Genomic DNA, 17,759 nt, shown 5'->3' with positions numbered 1-17,759 from the left:
GCCATGGTCACACGCCGTTCGAGGGCGGCGCATCAGGGTTCGTCCCCGGGACGTTCCCGGGGACGCCCTCGGGGTCCGGCATCGACCTCAGGAGGACTCGGGCTGCTCGACCAGCTGCGCGATGTACAGCGGCTCCCCGAGCTGGCCGATCAGGTCCAGCTGGGTCTCCAGGTAGTCGATGTGGTGTTCCTCGTCGGCCAGGATCTCCTCGAACAGGTTCGCCGACGTGACGTCCCCGCGCTCGCGCATCAGCTTGATCCCGTTGCGCAGCCGCTCCACCGCGGCGACCTCGACCTTCATGTCGGCCTGGAACATCTCGGTGACGCTGTGGCCGATCTCCAGCGGGAACAGCTTCTGGAAGTTGGGCAGCCCCTCCAGGAAGATGATGCGCTCGGCGAGCTTGTCGGCGTGCTTCATCTCGTCGATGGACTCGCTGCGGGTGTACTCGGCGAGTTTCTTCCAGCCGCGGTTGTCCTGCAGCTTGTAGTGCAGCCAGTACTGGTTGATGGCCGTCAGTTCGGCGGTGAGCTGCTCGTTGAGGAACGCGATGATGTCCTTGTCACCCTGCATGGCGTCCGATATTGCCAGAGCCGCCGACCGGTGGGGTAACGGCGTGTGCGCGGATTGCGCCGAAAGAGGGAGTGCCTGGGCGCGCGGAATCGGGCCGGGACCGGCCGGGGGAGTGGGACTCGGATCAGCCGGTGGAGCGGTCCGCGATCAGCCCAGGGCGGGCAGCGCGGCCGGGCAGTGCGGCGCGTGCTGGAAGACCGGGGTCGCGGTGCGTGCCGCGGGGACCGGGACCGGAGCCGGCTTGTGGGCCGGAGCGTGGACCGGAGTCCTCTCCGGCAGCCGCTCGGCCTCGGGCATGGCCTCCGGCGGCGCCGAGTCCGCGACCCGCGCTGCGGCCAGCAGGCAGCTCAGCCGCTTCACGCACGTCCCGCACGCCGAACCCGCGCCGGTGGCCTTGCGGACCTGCTTGACGGACTTGGCGCCGAGCGCGACGGCAGCGTCCACCTCGGCGGTGGTGACCGCGTGGCATATGCAGGCGTACAAGCGGGGCTCCGGCTGTCTGCGAGGTCGCCAGCGGCGATCGATCGGTACTTAGGGGAGCCTAAGCTACCTATCGCCCGCTGCCAAGTCCCCGCGGTACGTGCCGTGCACCACATCTGGGACGATGGTCTCCATGGGGCAGCCGGGATCAGGGGTGGACACAGACGCCGGGACGGCGCGGGCTGACGAGCGGCTCCCTCCCGGCCAGCGCATGCAGCGCGGCGAGTGGCCGGTGCTGCACTACGGCCCCGTGCCCCGCTTCAAGCCCGCGAGCTGGGACTTCCGGGTCACCGGGGCCACCGCCGACGGCGAGGAGGCGGTCTGGTTCCACGAGGAGTTCGGCGCGCTGCCCACCGTCGAGGTGATCGCCGACTTCCACTGCGTCACCAAGTTCACGATGCTCGACGCCTCCTGGCGCGGCGTCTCCGGCCGCACCATCGTCGATCTGGCGCCGCCGGCCCCGGACGCGACGCACGTCACCGTCTGGGCCGAGTACGGCTACAGCTCGAACCTGCGCCTGGAGGACCTGCTCCGCGAGGACGTCGTGTTCGCCACCCACCACGACGGCGCGCCCCTGACCCCCGAGCACGGGTTCCCGCTGCGGCTGATCCTGCCGCACCGGTACGCCTGGAAGGGGCCCAAGTGGGTCCGGGGCATCGAGTACCTCACCGAGGACCGCCGCGGGTTCTGGGAGGAGCGCGGGTACCACAACATCGGCGACCCGTGGGAGGAACAGCGGTACTCCTATCAGGAGGACCCGGGGGACGGGCCTCCGCTGTAGTCCGGCGCCAGTCAGCCGGCCGTCAGACAGCTGGCCGCCCGTCAGCCGGCCGTCAGTCAGCTGGTCGCCGGTCAGCTGGTCCGGATCCGGCGCAGCACGGCCCGCCACAGCGACCCGGCGGGCCGCCCGAGCGTGCGGAGCGGCTCCTGGGGGTCGGGCGTGTCGCGTTGCTCACCCCGCGCCGGCGCGAACGCGCCGCCGTCCAGCTCGTATTCACCCAGGACACGGGGTCTGCGCCGTCGCTCGCTCACCCTCCCATTGAGGGATACATCCGGACATCGCGCCACCCGGCGCCGCCTGGACGCGGTTTGACGGCCGGTGATCGCTGCGGGATGCTGCACGCGGGACGGTCGGCAGGAATCCGGTGCGAATCCGGAGCGGTCCCGCCACTGTGATCAGGGAGTGCCTCCCGCTTGAGATGCCACTGGAACATCAGTGTTCTGGGAAGGCCGGGCAGGCGCGCGGATCTGAGAGTCAGGAGACTACGACCGCCCCAGGCACGCCGCCCCCGCGGCGTGTTCTCTTGAGGAGACCTGTCGGGCGTGGATACCCGTGAGGAGCTGATCCGGCGTGCCGCCGTACCCGTTCACCGCCGTCGTCGGTCTCGACGACCTGCGGCTGGCCCTGCTGCTCAACGCCGTGTCCCCGGCGGTCGGCGGCGTGCTCGTCCGCGGCGAGAAGGGCACCGCCAAGTCGACCATCGTGCGCGCCCTGGCCGCGGTGCTGCCGCAGATCGCGGTGGTCCCCGGCTGCCGGTTCTCCTGTGACCCCGCGGCCCCCGACCCGGCCTGCCCGGACGGCCCGCACGCGGTGCCCGGCCAGGGCGCTCCGGCCGCCGCCGCGGCCCAGTCACGCCCGGCCCGCCTGATCGAACTCCCGGTCGGCGCCACCGAGGACCGCCTCGTGGGCTCCCTGGACCTGGAGAAGGTCCTGGCCTCCGGCGTCGCCGCTTACGAACCCGGCCTGCTGGCCGCCGCCCACCGCGGCCTGCTGTACGTCGACGAGGTCAACCTCCTGCACGACCATCTCGTGGACCTGCTCCTGGACGCGGCCGCGATGGGCGTCGCCCACGTCGAGCGCGAAGGCGTCTCGATCAGCCACGCCGCCCGCTTCCTGCTGGTCGGCACCATGAACCCCGAAGAGGGCGAGCTGCGCCCGCAGCTGCTGGACCGTTTCGGCCTGACCGTCGAGGTCCGCGCCAGCCGCGAGCCGGCCGAACGCGCCGAGGTTGTCCGCCGCCGCCTGGCCTACGAGGCCGACCCCGAGGGCTTCGCAGCGGCCTGGGAGCAGGCGGACAAGGAGACGGCCGCACGCATCGAGGCGGCGCGTGCGCTGCTGCCCGCGGTGCGGCTGCCGGACTCCGAACTGCTGCGCATCACCCGCATCTGCGCGGCCTTCGAGGTCGACGGGATGCGCGCGGACCTGGTGACGGCACGCGCCGCGACGGCGCTCGCGGCGTGGGCCGGGCGCGACGTCGTGATCGCCGAGGACGTGCGGCAGGCGGCGACACTGGCCCTGCCGCACCGCCGGCGGCGGCATCCCTTCGACGCGCCGGGCCTGGACGAGGAGCGGCTGGACGAGGCCATGGACGACGGGGATGAGGATCCTGATCCCGGTCCCGGCTCCGGCGGGCCCGACGGCGGCGGGCCCGACGGCGGCGGCTCGGGTGGTCCCGACGGCGGTGATACTTCCGGCGGCCCGTCCAACAGTGCCGAGTCAGAGCCCTCTGCAGGCGCCTCACCCGGAGAGTCATCCGCTGAGCAGAAGCAGACGTCCGGCTCCTCGCGCGACCAGGCACCCACCGCGCCCAGCGAGCCCTTCAAAGCCCGCCTGTTACAGGTCGAGGGCGTCGGCACCGGCGCCGAGGGCCGCCGCTCCCGCGCCCGCGCCACCGGCGGCCGCTCGGTCGGCGCCCGCCCCGGCGCGCGCGGTCTCCATCTGATCGCGACCGTCCACGCCGCCGCGCCCCAGCAGGTCGCCCGAGGCCGTCGCGAAGGCGCGCTGCGCCTGCGCTCCGAAGACCTCCGCGAGCCGATTCGCGAGGGCCGGGAAGGCAATCTCGTCCTGTTCGTCGTGGACGCCTCGGGTTCCATGGCCGCCCGCCAGCGCATGGCGGCCGTCAAGGGCGCGATCCTCTCGCTCCTCCTGGACGCCTATCAGCGCCGCGACAAGGTCGGCCTGGTCACCTTCCGCGGCCGCGGCGCCGAGGTCGCGCTGCCGCCCACCTGGTCGGTCGACGCCGGCGCCGCCCGCCTCACCTCGCTGCCCACCGGCGGCCGCACCCCGCTGGCCGCCGGTCTGCTCCAGGCCGCCGACGTCCTGCGGGTCGAGCGCATGCGCGATCCGAATCGGCGCCCGCTCGTCCTGATCGTCACCGACGGCCGCGCGACACAGGCCTCGCACTCCAAGGACCCCCTGGCCGACACCCGCCGCGCCGCCGCCCACCTGCTCCAGGCCGTCGCGGCCCTCGGCGGCACCGCCGTCGTCGTGGACTGCGAAGCCGGGCCGGTGCGCCTGGGGCTGGCCGCGCGCCTGGCCGCCGACCTCGGCGCCGACCACATGCCCCTCACCGACCTCGCCGCCGACGCACTCACCGCGGCGGTGCACGGCAACCGACCCCGTTCCGACCGGAAGGCCGCCTGATGCCGCAGGGCCAGCCCACATCCGTCCCCGACGACGGCCTCACCACGCGCCAGCGCCGCAACCGGCCGCTGACGATCGTGCACACCGGCCCCGGCAAGGGGAAGTCCACCGCCGCCTTCGGCCTGGCCCTGCGCGGCTGGAACCAGGGCTGGCCGATCGGGGTGTTCCAGTTCGTCAAGTCCGCCAAGTGGCGCATCGGCGAGGAGACGGCGCTCAAGGCGCTCGGCGAGCTGCACGAGCGCAGCGGCGTCGGCGGTCCCGTGGACTGGCACAAGATGGGCGAGGGCTGGTCCTGGATCCAGCGCGATCTGCACAGCGACCCCGAGCTCCAGGCCGACAACGCCCGCGCCGGCTGGGAGCGGATCAAGGCCGATCTGGCCGCCGAGACCTACCGTTTGTACGTCCTGGACGAGTTCACCTACCCGATGAAGTGGGGCTGGGTCGACGTCGAGGACGTGGTGAAGACCCTGGCCGACCGCCCCGGGAGCCAGCACGTGGTCATCACCGGCCGGGACGCCGCCCCCGAACTGCTGGAGGCCGCCGACCTGGTCACTGAGATGACCAAGGTCAAGCACCCGATGGACGCCGGCCAGAAGGGCCAGAAGGGCATCGAGTGGTGACCCCGGCCCCGTCGCGGCTGACCGTGCCGCGGATCGTCATCGCCGCCCCGGCCTCCGGCCACGGCAAGACCACGGTCGCCACCGGCATCGTCAAAGCCCTGACAGACCGCGGCTTCACCGTCGCGCCGTTCAAGGTCGGCCCGGACTACATCGACCCCGGCTACCACTCCCTGGCCGCCGGCCGCACCGGCCGCAACCTCGACCCCTACATGGTCGGCACCGAACGGATCGCGCCGCTGTTCGCGCACGGCGCCGCCGGGGCCGACATCGCGGTCGTCGAGGGCGTCATGGGTCTGTACGACGGCGCGACCGGCGAGGGTGAGCTGGCCTCCACCGCGCAGGTCGCCAAGCTGCTCGACGCCCCGGTCCTGTTCGTCGTGGACGCCGCCGCGCAGGGCCGCTCGATCGCCGCGCTGGTGCACGGGTTCCGCTCGTTCGACCCCGCGGTGCGCATCGCCGGGGTGGTCCTGAACCGCGTCGGCTCCGAGATCCATCGCAGGATCCTGACCGAGGCGCTGGACGAGCTCGGCGTGCCGGTGCTCGGCGCGCTGCGGCGCGAGGCCGCCGTCGCCGCCCCCTCGCGCCACCTGGGCCTGGTCCCGGTCGCCGAACGGCGCGCCGAGGCCGTGGCCTCCGTGGCCGCCCTCGGGGCCCTCGTGGATGCGGACACCGGCGTGCAGCTCGACGAGATCTACCGCCTGGCCCGCAGCGCCCCGCCGCTGGAGGCCGCGGCCTGGGACCCCGCCGCCGAGGTCGGCCGCCGCTCCGGCGCCCGGCCGCGCATCGCCGTGGCATCAGGGCCCGCATTCACCTTCTCCTACGCCGAGAACGCCGAACTGCTCGCCGCCGCCGGAGCCGAGGTCTGCCCGTTCGATCCGCTGCACGAGGAGAAGCTGCCCGAGGCCGTCGGCGGCCTGGTGCTCGGCGGCGGCTTCCCCGAGGTCTACGCCCCCGAACTGGCCGCCAACGAGGCGCTGCGCGAAAACGTGGCGGAGTTCGCCCGCCTCGGCGGCGCGATCGCCGCCGAATGCGCCGGACTGCTGTACCTCGGCAAGAGCCTGGACGGCCTGCCGATGTGCGGCGTCGTGGACGCCGAGGCCGTCATGACCGACCGCCTCACCCTGGGCTACCGGCACGCCGTGGCCGCCTCCGAATCGGTGCTCGCCGCCGCCGGGACACGCGTGTCAGGGCACGAATTCCACCGCACCGCCGTCAGCCCCTCGGCCGGCTCGCCCCCGGCCTGGCACTGGCGCCGCGGCGGGGGAGCGGTCACCGAGGGTTTCGCCAGCAGCCGCATCCACGCCTCCTACCTCCATCTGCACTGGGCCGGGGCGCCGTCGATCGCCCGCCGGCTGGTCGAGAGCTGCGGGGTGGCGTGATGGCTGTGCCCATGCCTGTGCTGACCGGTGTCGGCGTCGGTCCCGGCGACCCGGATCTGGTGACGGTGAAGGCCGTGCGCGTGCTGCGGGACGCCGACGTGGTGTTCGTCCCGGTCCTCGCCGACGGCCCCGAAGGCCCGGGGCGGGCCGAGGCCACCGTGCGCGCGCACATCGACGGCGACACGATCCGGGCCGTGCCCTTCGCCCTGTCCGATCGCGGCGGACGCACCGCCGAACGCCTCAACGCCTGGGACGAGGCGGCGCGCGCGGTCGTCGCGGCCTTCGAGGACGGCGCCGAGCGCATCGCCTTCGCCACCATCGGCGACCCCAACATCTACTCGACGTTCAGCTATCTCGCGCAGACTGTTCGAGCCCTGATGCCCGCGGTCGCGGTGGAGACCGTACCCGGCATCACGGCGATGCAGGACCTGGCCTCGCGCTCCGGGACGGTGCTGGCCGAGGGCCGCGAGGTCCTGGCGCTGTTCCCGATGACCGCCGGGCTGGAGGCGTACGAGCGGGCGCTGGAGGCGTTCGACACGGTCGTGGCCTACAAGGGCGGCCGGTTCCTGCCCGAGATGCTGGCGGCGGTCGACAAGGCCGGCCGCAGCGGCGAGACCGTGTTCGGGGCCGCACTGGGCCTGCCGGAGGAAGTCGTGGGCCCGGTCGCGGACCTGGACCCGGACACGATCGGCACCGCGCCGTATCTGTCCACCGTCATCACCACCGCGCAGCGGCGCGGACGAGGGGGAGCACTGTGAGCGCCAGGACGGCGAAGGTCACGTTCATCGGGGCCGGTCCGGGCGCGGCCGACCTGATCACCCTGCGCGGCGCCCGCGCGATCGCCGCGGCCGACATCCTCATCTGGGCCTCCAGCCTGGTCCAGGAGGCGGTCCTGGAGCACGCGCGCCCCGACGCCGAGATCGTCGACTCCGCGGCACTGCCGATGGAGGGCGTCGTCGCGATCTACGAGCGCGCCCTCGCCGAGGGCCTGCACGTCGCCCGCATCCACTCCGGCGACCCCTCGCTGTGGGGCGCGGTCCAGGAGCAGCTGGAGCGCTGCCGTGAACTGGGACTGGAGACGGAGATCGTCCCCGGCGTCTCGGCCTTCTCGGCGGTAGCCGCGATAGCGCAGCGGGAGCTGACGGTCCCGGAGGTCGCGCAGTCGGTGATCCTGACGCGCCTGGGCGGCGGCAAGACGCCGATGCCCGAGAAGGAGTCGATTCGCGCCTTCGCAGCGCACGGCACGACCATGGCCGTGTTCCTGTCGGCGGCCCGCTCGGGCCAGCTGGCCGCGGAGCTGCTGGAAGGCGGCTACCCGGCCGACACGCCGGTGATCGTCGCCTACCGCGCCACGTGGGAGGACGAGGAGGTGGTGCAGTGCACCATCGCGGACCTCGAAGAGACGGTGAAGGCGCGCAAGCTCTGGAAGCACACGCTGTTCCTGGTCGGGCCCGCGCTGGGGTCGCAGGGAACGCGCTCGCATCTGTACCACCCGGGGCACTTCCACGGGTTCCGGCGGGCTGAGAGGGGCGCGCGGCGGGAGTTGCTGGCGGCGGACGCGGTGCTGGCGCAACAGGCCGGGCCTGATGCCTGACACTCCCGACGACGGCGCCTCGCCCGAGCAGGAGGTGCCGGGCGAGCCTGCTCCAGTTCCTGCCCTGCGCGAGCCGGATCTTCCCCGCACCATGAAGGTCCGCCCGAAGGCTCTGCGCCCCGGCTGGACCACCGGCGCCTGTGCCGCCGCCGCTGCGAAAGCCGCCACCACCGCCCTGCTCACCGGCGAGCCGCAGACCTGGACCGAGATCGCGCTCCCCTCCGGCCGCCGCGTCACCTTCGCCACCGACCGCTGCGACCTGTCGCGTCCCGGCCGGGCCGAGGCCGTCGTCGTCAAGGACGCCGGCGACGACCCCGACGTCACCCACGGGGCGCACCTCACCGCGACCGTCTCCTGGCTCCCGGCCGGCGGCATCCAGCTCGACGGGGGCGTCGGGGTCGGCGTCGTCACCAAGCCGGGCCTGGGTCTGGAGGTCGGCGGCCCGGCCATCAATCCGGTGCCGCGCTCGATGATCGAGGCCTCGGTCGCCGAAGCCCTCGGCGCTGATGCCCGCACCGCCGAGTCCCGCGGCCTGCGCGTGGTCATCTCCGTGCCCGAAGGCGAGGTGATGGCGCGCAAGACCACCAACGCCCGCCTGGGCATCCTCGGCGGCATCTCCATCCTCGGCACCACCGGGATCGTCCGACCCTTCTCCACCGCCGCGTGGCGGGCCAGCGTCGAGCAGGCGGTGTCGGTGCTTGCCGCGCAGGCCGCCGAGACGTCGCAGGACCCTGTCCTGGTGCTCTGCACCGGCGGACGCACCGAGAAGGGCGCGATGCTGCTGTTCCCGGATCTGCCGGAGGTCAGCTTCGTCGAGGTCGGCGACTTCACCGGCGCCGCGCTGCGGCGCTGTGTGGAGCACGGGGTGCGGCGCGTGGTGTTCGTCGGCATGGCCGGCAAGCTCACCAAGCTCGGCGCCGGCGTCCTGATGACCCACTACACGCGCTCCCGGGTCGACTGCTCCCTGCTCGGCGAGATCACCCGGGCCGTCGGCGGCCCCGAGGACCTGGCCGAGACCGTCGGCGCCGCGAACACCGCCCGCCACGCCTACGAGCTCTGGGACGCCGCCGGGCTGCTGCCCGTCGCGGGCCTGGAGCTGTGCCGGCGGGTCGCCGCGGTCCTGGAGCGGTTCGCGGCCGCCGAGTGCGGGGGCACGATAAGCGCCGAGGTCGCGATGGTCGACTTCAGCGGGCTGGAAGTGGTGGCGCGGACGTGATCACCGTCATCGGCTTCGACGGGTCGCCGCTGTCCGAGCAGGCCCGGGCCGCCCTCGCCTGCGCCACGTTGGTGGTCGGCGGGCAGCGGCATCTGGACGCGGTCCCGGTCCCCGAGTCGGCGGCGCGCCTCGTGCTCGGCGCGCTGGATGGCTTGTACGAGGCGCTGCCGTCCCATGAGAACGTCTGCGTGATCGCCAGCGGCGACCCGGGGTTCTTCGGGATCGTGCGTCGGTTGCGCGAGAAGGACCTGGATATCAGGGTCCTGTCCGCACCGTCCTCCGTCGCCGCCGCGTTCGCCGCGATCGGCCTGTCCTGGGACGACGCGATCGTGGTCAGCGCGCACGGCCGCGAGCTGCGGCCGGTCGCGAACGTGTGCCGCGCCTTCCCGAAGGTGGCGGTGCTGACCGGTCCGGGCGCCGGGGCCAGGGAGCTCGGAGCCCTGCTGCCGGACCGCACGTTCGTGGTCGCGCAGCGGCTCGGCCATCCCGATCAGAGGATCGCGACGCTCAGCTCGCACGCGGCGGCCCACTCGGAGTTCGCCGACCCGCACGTCCTGCTCTGCCTGGACGAATCGCGCCTGACCTCCGAACGCGGCTGGATCGCGGGCTTCGGCGGCGTGCCGGGCACGTGGGCACTCGGCGAGTCGGAGTTCGCGCACCGCGACTCGATGATCACCAAGTCGGAGGTCCGCGCGCTCGCCTTGGCGAAGCTGGGGCCGCGCCCGGGACGCCTGGTGTGGGACATCGGCGCGGGCTCGGGCTCGGTCGGCATCGAGTGCGCGCGGTTCGGCGCGGCGGTGGTCGCGGTGGAGCGTGACGCAGAGTCCTGCGACCGCATCCGGGCCAACGCCGCCGCCCACGGTGTCGCCGTCGAGGTGGTGACGGCCCCTGCTTCGGCCTCGGTCTTCGACCGGCTGCCGCGGCCCGACGCGGTGTTCGTCGGCGGCGGCGGGGTGGACGTCATCGCCGCCTGCGCCGAGACCCCGGCCGCCGTGGTGGTCGTCGCCCTGGCCGCCATCGAACGCGTGCCGGAGGCGATCAGCCTCCTGACGAAGTCCGGCCGCACGGCGGACGGCGTCCTGCTCCAGTCCTCGCGCCTGTCCGCGCTCCCCGGCGACGCCCACCGCTTCGCCGCCGCCAATCCCGTGTTCCTGCTGTGGGGAGAACGACCTTGAGCCAGAAGACGATCGGGGTGGTCGCCACGACCGCCGCCGGACGCCGTGCCGCCGACGTGCTGGCCGCGGCCTGGCCATCCGAGGTGCGCCTCTACGGCGGTGCGTCCGAACTGCGCACCGCGTTCGAGTCCTGCGACGCGGTGGTGGCCTTCCTCGCGGTCGGCGCGGCGGTCCGCTCGCTGGCGCCGGTCCTCGGCCACAAGAGCACCGACGCGGCGGTGGTCTGCGTCGACGAGTCCCTGCGCCACGCGGTCGCCGTCCTCGGCGGCCACCACGGCGCGAACGAGCTGGCCGAGCGCGTGTCGGCGCTGCTGGGCTGCGAGCCGGTGATCACGACGGCCTCGGACGCGGCCGGCGCGCAGGCGCTGGACTCCTACGGCGCGGACCTCGGCTTCACGGTCGAGAACCCCGAACTCCTGGCCCCGGTCGGCGCCGCGCTGCTGTCGGGGGCGGCGGTCGCGGTGACGGGGGCAGATAACTGGCCCCTGCCGGCGCTGAACGCGGGTGAGGGGGACGGCGAACCCCGAGCGGCCATCGCGATCAGCGACCTCGCCGAGGCGGAGGGCCTGGTCTACCGGCCGAAGTCGCTGGTGGTGGGAGTGGGTGCCTCGCGTGGCGTGACGGCCGACGAGGTGCTGGACGCGGTCGATCGCGCGCTGGCCGCAGGTGGTCTGAGCGAGGCATCGGTCGCCCGCCTGGCATCGGTTGATGCGAAGGCTGACGAGGCGGGCATCCTGGAGGCGGCTCGGAGACGCGGCTGGCCGGTGGTCTTCCACCCGGCCGAGCACCTCGCGAAGGTGGAAGTACCGAATCCGAGCGAGGTGGTGCTCGCCGAAGTCGGCACACCCTCGGTCGCCGAGGCCGCCGCGCGCTACGACGGCCCGAACCGGCCGCTCGCCGAGCTGATCGTGCCTAAGACCAAAAGCGTGCCCACCGCTGATGAGGCCCCCATGGCCACCGCCGCCATAGCCCGCCTCACCCCCCGAGGCCGCCTCGCCCTCATCGGCCTCGGCCCCGGCGCGCGCGACCTCCTGCCGCCGCGCGCCGTCGCCGAGTTGCGGCGGGCCTCCGTCGTCATCGGCCTGGACCAGTACCTCGACCAGATTCGCGATCTCCTGCGGCCCGGCACCGAGGTGCGCGCGACCGGGCTGGGCAGCGAGGAGGCCCGCGCCCGTGATGCCGTCGAGACGGCGCGGGAGGGCCGTGCGGTGGCGCTCGTCGGCTCCGGTGACTCCGGGCTCTATGCCATGGCCAGTCCCGCGCTCGATCTGTTCGCCGACCTTGATGACGTCGACGTCGTCGGCGTGCCGGGCATCACCGCCTCGCTGGCCGCCGCCAACATTCTCGGGGCGCCGCTCGGGCACGACCACGCGGTCATCTCGCTCTCCGACCTGCACACGCCCTGGCCCGCCATCGAGCGGCGGGTCACCGCCGCCGCGCAGGGGGACTTCGTCACCGTCTTCTACAACCCGCGCAGCAAGGGGCGGGACTGGCAGCTCGGGCACGCGCTCGACATCCTTCGGCAGCACCGGCCGCCGAGCACGCCGGTCGGTTGTGTGCGGGACGCGTCGCGGCCCGGCGAGCGCGCGTGGATCAGTACCCTGAGCGAGTTCGATCCCGCCGACGTGGACATGTACACCGTCGTCCTGGTCGGCAGCTCGCACACCCGGGTCGCGGCCGGGCGCATGGTCACGCCGCGCGGCTACACCTGGAGCGGCGTATGAGCGCCCTGATCGCCGAGGTGCGCGCCTGCCAGGGGTGCGGCGCCTGTCTGCTCACGTGCCCCGAGCACGCCATCCGGCCCCGTGCCGCGACCCTTGTCGTCCAGCCCGACCGGTGCACCGGATGCGGGGAGTGCGTCGAGGTGTGCCCGGTCGACGCCATCGTCCTGCTCGAACGACCCATCGAGACGGAGCACCGCCGATGACCGCCCGCACCGTCCATCCCATCGAGGCCGAGTCCTACCGCATCCTGCGCTCGCAGCTCGACACCTCCGCGCTCCCGCCGCACACGCGGGCTGTCCTCGAGCGCGTCATCCACGCCAGCGCCGATTTCGACTACGCCACCGACCTCGTCGTCGACGAGGCCGCGCTGGCGCACGCCGCCGCCGTGCTCGCCGCCGGCGCGCCGATCGTCGCGGACGTCGAGATGGTCGCCGCGGGCATCACCCGCCGCGACGCGTTGTGCGCCATCAAGGACCCCGCCGCGCCGCCGCTGGCCGCCGACCTCGGCATCACGCGCTCCGCCGCCGCGCTGCGCATCGCCGCCGAGCAGGCCGGGCCCGGCGCCGTCTACGTCATCGGCTGCGCGCCCACCGCGCTGTTCGAGCTCATCGCCATCGCCGAGCAGGCCCGTCCCGCGATGGTCATCGGGCTGCCGGTGGGCTTCGTCGGGGCGGCCGAGTCGAAGGCGGCGCTGCGCGAGTCCGCGCTGCCGGCGGTGTCGAACGTCTCGGGCAAGGGCGGCTCGGCCGTCGCCGCCGCCGCACTCAATGCCCTGATCTACCGGGATCTGCTGAAAGAAGGCACCACATCATGACCGCCCTGCTCATCGTCGGCCACGGCACCCGCGACGCCGACGGCGCCCAGGACTTCCGCGCCTTCGTGCAGCGCGTGGCCCGCCGCGCGCCGCAGGCCGTCGAGGCGGTGGACGGCGGCTTCATCGAGCTGTCCGCGCCGCCGGTCGGCGAGGCGGTGACCCGCCTGGTCGAGGCCGGGCACCGGCGGGTGGCCGCGGTGCCGCTGGTGCTGGTCGCCGCCGGCCACGCCAAGGGCGACATCCCCGGCTCGCTGAACCGCGAGCGGCTGCGCCACCCGGGTCTGTCCTTCTCCTACGGACGCCCGCTCGGCGTGCACCCGACCATCCTGGCGCTGCTCGAAGCGCGCCTGGACGCCGTCCTGCCGCGCGAGGAGCGGGCCGAGGCCGCCGTCCTGCTCGTCGGGCGCGGCTCGACCGATCCCGACGCCAACGCTGAGGTCTACCGCGCCGCGCGCCTGCTGTGGGAGGGGCGCGGCATCGGGATGGTCGAGACGGCCTTCGTCTCCCTCGCGCATCCGTCGGTCGAGGAAGGCCTGGAGCGCTGCCGGCGCCTGGGCGCCAAGCGCATCGTGGTCCTGCCCTACTTCCTGTTCCGGGGCGTGCTGCCGGACCGCATCGCCGAGCAGGCCGCCGGTTACGACGTCGCGCCGGTCATCGGGGACTGCGACGAACTCGCCGACCTGGTCCTGGAACGCCACGCCGAGGCCGTCGCCGGCGACATCCGCATGAACTGCGACACCTGCGTGTACCGGATCGCCATGCCGGGGTTCGAGGACAAGGTCGGCGCGGCGCAGGCCCCGCACCACCACCCCGACGAGGACGGCCACAGCCACCACCACGGCCACGCGCACTCGCATGGCTGAGGAAGCCCGGGAGGATCTGCGCCACCACGGTGACGCGGAGCTGCTGGACGCCGAGGTGCCCATCCGGCACGACTTCGCCGTCAACGTCCGCGTGAAGGAGCCCCCGCGCTGGCTGCGCGACCGCCTGGCCGAGGGCCTGGAGACGCTGGCCGCCTACCCCGACGCCCGCGCCGCCACCGAGGCCGTCGCCGGGCGCCACGGCCGCACGCCGGACGAGGTGCTGCTCACCTCGGGCGCGGCGGAGGCGTTCGTGCTGCTTGCCAGGGTTCTGCGACCCCGGCGCGCGCTCGTGGTGCATCCCCAGTTCACCGAGCCCGAAGCCGCTTTACGGGCCGCCGGTCACGCGGTCGAGCGCCACCTCCTGACCGGCGACTTCACCCTCGACCCGGAGAGGGTCCCGACCGGGCCCGATCTGGTGATGCTCGGCAACCCGACGAACCCGACCTCGGTCCTGCATCCGGCCTCGGCGATCGAGAGCCTCCGCGGAGCCGGCCGCACCGTCGTCGTCGACGAGGCCTTCATCGACGGCATCCCCGGCGAGACCGAGTCGCTGGCCGGCCACCCGGATATCGTCGTCATCAGGAGCCTGACGAAGACGTGGGGTCTGGCCGGGCTTCGGGTCGGCTACGTCCTCGCGCCGGCGCCGATTGTCAGGGCGCTGAAAGAAGTGCAGCCGCTGTGGTCGGTCTCCTCGCTGGCCCTCATCGCCGCCCGGGCGGTCTGCGACCCGGACGCCGTGGCCGAGGCCGAGGCCCTGGCCAAGCAGGCCGACCAGGACCGGGACCACCTGCTGGCCCGCCTGGCCGAGGTTCCCGGCCTCGTCGTCCCGGCGGCCTCGCGGGCCCCGTTCGTGCTGGTCAGAGCCCCGGACGCGGTTCGGATCCGGGCCCGGCTGCGGGCCGAGGGCATCGCGGTGCGCCGCGGCGACACCTTCCCGGGCCTGGGCCCCGAATGGCTGCGCGTGGCGGTGCGCGACCGGGCGGCCACCGACCTGCTGGTCGACCGCTGGCACCAGCTCACCGAGGCGGTCCGGTAAGCCGCGGGATAGGGTCGTGACCCATGAGCAGCAGCTACCTCGACGCGGCCGACCAGGCCGTGGAGCACGCGCTCGCGCTGGGGGCCCGCTACGCCGACGCCCGCGTCATGCACCGCAGGACCGAGTCCATGTCCGCCCGCAACGGTGCCGTGGAGGCGCTGGACCAGGGGGAGACGGTCGGCATCGGGGTGCGGGCGCTGGTGGGGTCCAGCTGGGGCTTCTTCGCGACGCCGCATCTGGATGCCTCGTCGGTCCGGGCGGCGGGTCGGCAGGCGGTGGAGATCGCCAAGGCCTCCTCGCGGGTGCCGGGTCCGGCTTCCATGATCACGGCCGATCCCGAGGTCGGGAGCTGGGCCAGCGGGTGCGAGGTGGATCCGCTGGCGGTGCCGGTGTCGGAGAAGGGCGACCTGCTGACGGCGGCGACCGCGGAGATGCGGGCGCAGGGTGCTGACATCGCGACCGGCCTGTACCAGATCTGGGACACCCGCAAGTGGTTCGTCTCCTCCGAGGGGCACCGGATCGACCAGCACATCCGCGAGTGCGGCGGCGGGATCTCGGCCACCGCGGTGGGCGAGCGCGAGACCCAGGTCCGCTCCTACCCCTCGCGGCGCGGCCAGTACGGGACCCGCGGCTGGGAGCTGGTCGCCGAGCTCGACCTGGCCTCGCACGCCGCGCGGGTCGCCGACGAGGCCCAGGCGCTGCTGCGCGCTCCGCAGTGCCCCTCCGGGCAGACCACGCTGATCCTGGGCGGGGAGCAGTTGGCGCTGCAGATCCACGAGTCCGTCGGGCACGCCATCGAGCTGGACCGGATCCTGGGCTGGGAGGCGGCGTACGCCGGGACCTCGTGGCTGGACCTGGCCGAGCTCGGCACGCTGCGCTATGGCAGCGAGCTGATGAACATCGTCATCGACGCCACCCACCCCGGCGCGCTGGGCTCCTTCGGCTACGACGACGAGGGCACCAAGGCCGGCCGGCGCGACGCGGTCCGCAACGGCATCTGGACCGGGGTGCTGGCGGGGCGGGAGAGCGCGGCGGTCGCAGGGCTCGACTACGCCGGCAGCGTCCGGTCGATGGACTGGTCGCGGCTGCCGATCGTGCGGATGACCAACGTCGGCCTGGAGCCGGGCCCGCACACCCTGGAGGAGATCATCGCCGCGACCGACGACGGGGTGTTCATGGACCTGAACCGGTCCTGGTCGATCGATGACAAGAGATTGAACTTCCAGTTCGGCTGCGAGGTCGGCTACGAGGTGAAGAACGGCAAGCTCGGCCGGATGGTGAAGAACCCCACCTACACCGGCATCGGCCCGACGTTCTGGCAGAGCATGGACATGCTCTCCCACGAGATCGTCGCCTGGGGCACGCCGAACTGCGGCAAGGGGCAGCCCGGCCAGGTCGGGCACACCGGGCACCCGGCGGCGCCGGCCCGGTTCCAGAACGTGCGAGTGGGGGTGCGCGGATGAGCCCGGACACCACGGTGCGCACCGAGACCGCCGAGCGGGTGCTCGAGGCCGCGCGCACGGCCGCCGGCGGCTCGGCGGACGTGGACGTGACGGTCGAGCACGAGCACCTCGCGCTCACCCGCTTCGCCAATTCCTACATCCACCAGAACGTCGCCAGCGACACCGACACCGTGACCCTGCGGATCCACGCCGAAGGCCGCACCGCGGTGAACGCCACCACGGTCACCGACGACGCGGGCCTGGCGGCGCTGGTCGAGCGGACGGTGGCCGCGGTGCGCCTGTCCCCGGCCGACCCGGGCTGGGCCGGCCTGTCCGGCCGCGCGGCGCTCCCGGCGGCCTCGGCCGACCCGGACCTGGCGACCGGCTGCGCCGGCCCGGAGGCGCGCGCCGAGCAGGTGAAGGCGTTCGTCGACGCGGTCGGCGGGCTCACCGCGGCCGGGTTCTACCGCAACCGGCTGGTGGTCACGGCGTACGCGAACTCCGCGGGCCAGAGCGTCCACGGCACCGTGGCCGAGGCCACGATCGACGGCATCGCCAAGACCGCCACCTCCGACGGCGCCGCCCGCCAGGCCTCGCGCCTGATGAGCGACCTGGACGGCGCCGCGCTCGGCGCCCGCGCCGCCGCCAAGGCGCTGGCGTCGCAGGACCCTGTCGAACTCGAACCCGGCGAGTACGAGGTCGTCCTGGAGCCCACGGCGGTCAGCGACCTGCTGTGGGTCATGTCCGACTACGGCTTCAACGGCAAGGCGCTGACCGAGGGCACCTCGTTCGCCAGGCTCGGGGAGCAGCAGTTCGACCCCTCGGTGAGCCTGACCGACGACCCCCTGTCGGGCCCGGCCGCCGGCCCGCTGTTCGACGCCGAGGGCACCCCGCGCGACCGCCTGGACCTGGTCCGCGACGGGGTGACCCGGGCCGTCGCGCACGACCGCCGCTCGGCCCGCGAGGCCGGCGCGGGCGCCGTCAGCACCGGGCACGCCGACGCCCGCAGCGCGGTGCACGGGGCGATCCCGATCAACGTGCGCCTGGACCCGACGCTCGGCCTGGCCCCGACCGAGGTCGAAGGCCCGGCCGCGGACTCCTCGGTCCAGGCGCTGGTGGCGCGGGTCCGGCGCGGACTACTGGTGACAGACCACTGGTACACGCGCTGCCTGGATCCGCGCCGCCTGGTGATGACCGGGCTGACCCGCAACGGTGTCTGGCTGATCGAGAACGGCGAGATCACCCGGCCGGTGAAGAACCTGCGCTTCACGCAGTCCTACCCGGAGGCGCTGGCCCCGGGGCGGGTGCTGGGGATCGGGACGCACGCTCCGGCGTTCGCTTCGAGGTACGGGCCGGTTTCGGCGATGGCGCCGGCTCTGCGGCTGGCCGGGTGGAACTTCACGGGCGGGGCCAGCGGGTGAG

Annotated in this window: 18 protein-coding genes and 1 riboswitch; of the genes, 15 read left to right on the top strand and 3 right to left on the bottom strand. The window is 73.8% G+C overall.

What is annotated here, in order from left to right; all coding sequences use genetic code 11:
* Nucleotides 1-87: 87 nt before the first annotated feature.
* Both bfr and ABIA35_RS19155 read right to left on the bottom strand, forming a co-directional pair.
* The gene (gene bfr / locus ABIA35_RS19160; RefSeq protein ID WP_370341292.1) at nt 88-570 is read right to left on the bottom strand and encodes a bacterioferritin; all 483 of its coding nucleotides are present in this window, start codon (nt 568-570) and stop codon (nt 88-90) included.
* Between the two features lie 147 nt (nt 571-717).
* A complete protein-coding gene (locus ABIA35_RS19155) occupies nt 718-1,053 on the bottom strand; it encodes a (2Fe-2S)-binding protein (protein ID WP_370341291.1) in 336 nt (111 codons plus the stop codon).
* A 130-nt stretch (nt 1,054-1,183) separates the two neighbouring features.
* On the opposite strand from ABIA35_RS19155, the gene ABIA35_RS19150 reads away from it, so the two are divergent.
* Nucleotides 1,184-1,831 (top strand): sulfite oxidase-like oxidoreductase, encoded by a 648-nt coding sequence (locus ABIA35_RS19150; RefSeq protein WP_370358766.1) that lies wholly within the window; start codon nt 1,184-1,186, stop codon nt 1,829-1,831.
* 71 nt (nt 1,832-1,902) lie between these two features.
* Here ABIA35_RS19150 and ABIA35_RS19145 read toward each other — a convergent pair whose 3' ends face one another.
* Nucleotides 1,903-2,082: a hypothetical protein gene (locus ABIA35_RS19145; protein ID WP_370341288.1), complete on the bottom strand. Its 180-nt coding sequence runs from the start codon at nt 2,080-2,082 to the stop codon at nt 1,903-1,905.
* Nucleotides 2,083-2,187: 105 nt separating this feature from the next.
* Nucleotides 2,188-2,314, top strand: a riboswitch (cobalamin riboswitch).
* A gap of 87 nt (nt 2,315-2,401) precedes the next feature.
* On the opposite strand from ABIA35_RS19145, the gene ABIA35_RS19140 reads away from it, so the two are divergent.
* The 14 genes from ABIA35_RS19140 to ABIA35_RS19075 all read left to right on the top strand — a co-directional run bounded on the left by ABIA35_RS19140 (nt 2,402) and on the right by ABIA35_RS19075 (nt 17,758).
* On the top strand, nt 2,402-4,474 hold the full coding sequence (locus ABIA35_RS19140) for a putative cobaltochelatase (protein WP_370358765.1): 2,073 nt from the start codon (nt 2,402-2,404) through the stop codon (nt 4,472-4,474).
* Nucleotides 4,474-5,094: a cob(I)yrinic acid a,c-diamide adenosyltransferase gene (gene cobO, locus ABIA35_RS19135; RefSeq protein ID WP_370341286.1), complete on the top strand. Its 621-nt coding sequence runs from the start codon at nt 4,474-4,476 to the stop codon at nt 5,092-5,094. Before ABIA35_RS19140 ends, cobO begins: the two co-directional genes overlap by 1 nt.
* Complete coding sequence (locus ABIA35_RS19130; RefSeq protein WP_370341285.1) at nt 5,088-6,473, top strand: cobyrinate a,c-diamide synthase; 1,386 nt, start codon at nt 5,088-5,090, stop codon at nt 6,471-6,473. The genes cobO and ABIA35_RS19130 overlap by 7 nt, the downstream gene beginning before the upstream one ends.
* Nucleotides 6,474-6,484: 11 nt before the next feature.
* The gene (cobI, locus tag ABIA35_RS19125) at nt 6,485-7,231 is read left to right on the top strand and encodes a precorrin-2 C(20)-methyltransferase (protein WP_370358764.1); all 747 of its coding nucleotides are present in this window, start codon (nt 6,485-6,487) and stop codon (nt 7,229-7,231) included.
* Nucleotides 7,228-8,067 carry a precorrin-4 C(11)-methyltransferase gene (cobM, locus tag ABIA35_RS19120; RefSeq protein WP_370358763.1) on the top strand — a complete coding sequence of 280 codons (840 nt, stop codon included), beginning with the start codon at nt 7,228-7,230 and terminating at the stop codon, nt 8,065-8,067. The genes cobI and cobM overlap by 4 nt, the downstream gene beginning before the upstream one ends.
* Nucleotides 8,068-8,158: 91 nt before the next feature.
* On the top strand, nt 8,159-9,283 hold the full coding sequence (locus ABIA35_RS19115; RefSeq protein WP_370358828.1) for a cobalt-precorrin-5B (C(1))-methyltransferase: 1,125 nt from the start codon (nt 8,159-8,161) through the stop codon (nt 9,281-9,283).
* On the top strand, nt 9,280-10,458 hold the full coding sequence (gene cbiE, locus ABIA35_RS19110) for a precorrin-6y C5,15-methyltransferase (decarboxylating) subunit CbiE (protein ID WP_370358762.1): 1,179 nt from the start codon (nt 9,280-9,282) through the stop codon (nt 10,456-10,458). The genes ABIA35_RS19115 and cbiE overlap by 4 nt, the downstream gene beginning before the upstream one ends.
* Complete coding sequence (cobJ, locus tag ABIA35_RS19105; protein ID WP_370358761.1) at nt 10,455-12,182, top strand: precorrin-3B C(17)-methyltransferase; 1,728 nt, start codon at nt 10,455-10,457, stop codon at nt 12,180-12,182. Before cbiE ends, cobJ begins: the two co-directional genes overlap by 4 nt.
* Nucleotides 12,179-12,385, top strand: coding sequence for an indolepyruvate ferredoxin oxidoreductase subunit alpha (locus ABIA35_RS19100; protein ID WP_370341280.1), 207 nt, complete (start codon nt 12,179-12,181; stop codon nt 12,383-12,385). The genes cobJ and ABIA35_RS19100 overlap by 4 nt, the downstream gene beginning before the upstream one ends.
* Nucleotides 12,382-12,996, top strand: coding sequence for a precorrin-8X methylmutase (locus ABIA35_RS19095; protein WP_370358760.1), 615 nt, complete (start codon nt 12,382-12,384; stop codon nt 12,994-12,996). The genes ABIA35_RS19100 and ABIA35_RS19095 overlap by 4 nt, the downstream gene beginning before the upstream one ends.
* Nucleotides 12,993-13,859 (top strand): sirohydrochlorin chelatase, encoded by an 867-nt coding sequence (locus ABIA35_RS19090; protein WP_370358759.1) that lies wholly within the window; start codon nt 12,993-12,995, stop codon nt 13,857-13,859. Before ABIA35_RS19095 ends, ABIA35_RS19090 begins: the two co-directional genes overlap by 4 nt.
* A complete protein-coding gene (gene cobC / locus ABIA35_RS19085; protein ID WP_370358758.1) occupies nt 13,852-14,895 on the top strand; it encodes an Rv2231c family pyridoxal phosphate-dependent protein CobC in 1,044 nt (347 codons plus the stop codon). The genes ABIA35_RS19090 and cobC overlap by 8 nt, the downstream gene beginning before the upstream one ends.
* A 23-nt stretch (nt 14,896-14,918) precedes the next feature.
* Nucleotides 14,919-16,358 carry a TldD/PmbA family protein gene (locus ABIA35_RS19080; RefSeq protein ID WP_370341276.1) on the top strand — a complete coding sequence of 480 codons (1,440 nt, stop codon included), beginning with the start codon at nt 14,919-14,921 and terminating at the stop codon, nt 16,356-16,358.
* The gene (locus ABIA35_RS19075; RefSeq protein ID WP_370341275.1) at nt 16,355-17,758 is read left to right on the top strand and encodes a TldD/PmbA family protein; all 1,404 of its coding nucleotides are present in this window, start codon (nt 16,355-16,357) and stop codon (nt 17,756-17,758) included. Before ABIA35_RS19080 ends, ABIA35_RS19075 begins: the two co-directional genes overlap by 4 nt.
* Nucleotide 17,759: the final 1 nt, after the last annotated feature.

The sequence above is a fragment of the Catenulispora sp. MAP12-49 genome (assembly GCF_041262705.1).
Taxonomy (GTDB): Bacteria; Actinomycetota; Actinomycetes; order Streptomycetales; family Catenulisporaceae; genus Catenulispora.
This window is presented reverse-complemented; position numbering and strand designations above follow the sequence as displayed.